Origin of the sequence: Streptomyces sp. UW30 (assembly GCF_008042075.1) — a bacterium.
GTDB lineage: Bacteria > Actinomycetota > Actinomycetes > Streptomycetales > Streptomycetaceae > Streptomyces.
This window is the reverse complement of record NZ_RDBN01000035.1, coordinates 1-1,412: the sequence shown is the minus strand read 5'-3', so window position 1 is coordinate 1,412 and position 1,412 is coordinate 1. Positions and strand designations below refer to the sequence as shown.

General features: G+C 66.8%; 3 protein-coding genes. 1 reads left to right on the top strand and 2 read right to left on the bottom strand.

Going from position 1 to position 1,412, the window contains the following annotated elements; translation table 11 throughout:
- Positions 1 to 425, top strand: a 425-nt coding sequence (locus EAO75_RS18420; RefSeq protein ID WP_187284503.1) for a VOC family protein, incomplete at its 5' end; no start/stop codon positions are given.
- A 42-nt stretch (positions 426 to 467) separates the two neighbouring features.
- On the opposite strand, the gene EAO75_RS45940 is transcribed toward EAO75_RS18420, so the two are convergent.
- Positions 468 to 1,208, bottom strand: a complete 741-nt coding sequence (locus tag EAO75_RS45940) for a hypothetical protein (protein ID WP_187284502.1) — start codon at positions 1,206 to 1,208, stop codon at positions 468 to 470.
- 10 nt (positions 1,209 to 1,218) lie between these two features.
- The coding region (locus EAO75_RS18410) for a helix-turn-helix domain-containing protein (protein ID WP_147996180.1) at positions 1,219 to 1,412 on the bottom strand (194 nt) is incomplete at its 5' end.

The window sequence follows — 1,412 nt, the reverse complement described above, 5'->3', positions numbered from 1 at the left end:
GCCACCGCACCACAACACCCGTGCGAATCAGCCCCCACCTGCACCATCTGGGCGTCGCCACCCACGAATCCCACCAGGTCCTGCGCTGTGCCGACATCTTCGGCTCGCTGCGCAAGGAGCACCACATCGAGCGCGGCCCGGGGCGGCACGGCGTCTCCAACGCCTTCTACCTGTACCTCAGGGACCCGGACGGTCACCGCGTCGAGATCTACACCTCCGACTACTACACCGGTGACCCGGACCACGAGACGTTCCGGTGGAACGTGCACGACGACCGTCGCCGTGACTTCTGGGGCAACGCCGTGATCGAGTCCTGGTACAAGGAGGCAACGCCCGTCCTGGACCTGGATGGACGACCTCAGACCGTCTCAGATGCCGTGCTCGACGAGTCCGCCGTGCAAGTCGGCGCAGACGGACTCGGCTGAGACCCCCAGGGGCCCCGAAGACCGGGGCCCCCTTCCGCGCGGCTACCTTGCGTGGCGACCGCAGACCGACTCACTTTCGACGTCACCTATCTCACAGGTGACACCCTGAGCATCCCGGAACATCAAGGACACCGACGCGTTGTCGTTTCGTCGTGTGTTCGGGTGCGGGGGGGGCTGATTCGCACGGGTGTTGTGGTGCGGTGGCTGTCCGGATCTGTGGGTTGGCTGTCCTTGTGGCCCTTTCGTTTCCTGGTGAGACTTGGGGTTGTGGCTGATGAGGACCGGCGCGATGTCGTGGTTGTGGTGAGTGAGGGCGTGGTGTTGCTCGATCTCGCCGGGCCGGTGCAGGTCCTGAACAGTGCGGGCGGATCCATCGGGTCCGGCTGACCTCGCTCGACGGCCGTGCTCTTCCAGGAACCGTGCGGCGAGGTCGGCGCCGGCGAGCTCGAACCGCTGGTCGGTGTTTCCTTCGTCGGTCAGCCCCATGTCGTGCAGCACGCAGATGAGGTAGACCACTTCGAGGTCGTAGTCCTCGTTGGGTCGCTTGCCCTGTTGACCTGCTGCCGCGCGAGCGAACAGGAAACTGCGCAGGCTGTGGTTGCGCAGGAACGGTTGCTGTGTGTCAGTCACCAGCTTGTGGGCCTGCCGAGCCACCCGCGTGGCGGGAAAGGACAGGTCAGCGTCAGTTTGGCTCGCGTTGGCGGCTGGCGCGCCGATCACGACGCTGGCGGCGCCGACCACGGCACCGCCCAGCACGGCACGGCGGGGAACGGGACGGGACATCAGGTCTCCTCTACGGATGGGCGAAACGTTGCCGGTATGCGGTGGGAGTGGTGCCGAGGACCTGGAGGAACGCGCGGCGCATGGTCTCGTCGGAACCCAGGCCGCAGCGACGGGCCACGGCCTCCACACCGACGTCACATGACTCAAGCAGCGTGCGGGCCGCCTCGACGCGGACCCGGGTGACGTACTGGCCCGGTGTGATCC

What these genes read in the sequence shown, in the direction of transcription:
- EAO75_RS45940 (WP_187284502.1), bottom strand. Translation starts at nt 1,208, where the DNA reads ATGTCCCGTCCCGTTCCCCGCCGTGCCGTGCTGGGCGGTGCCGTGGTC.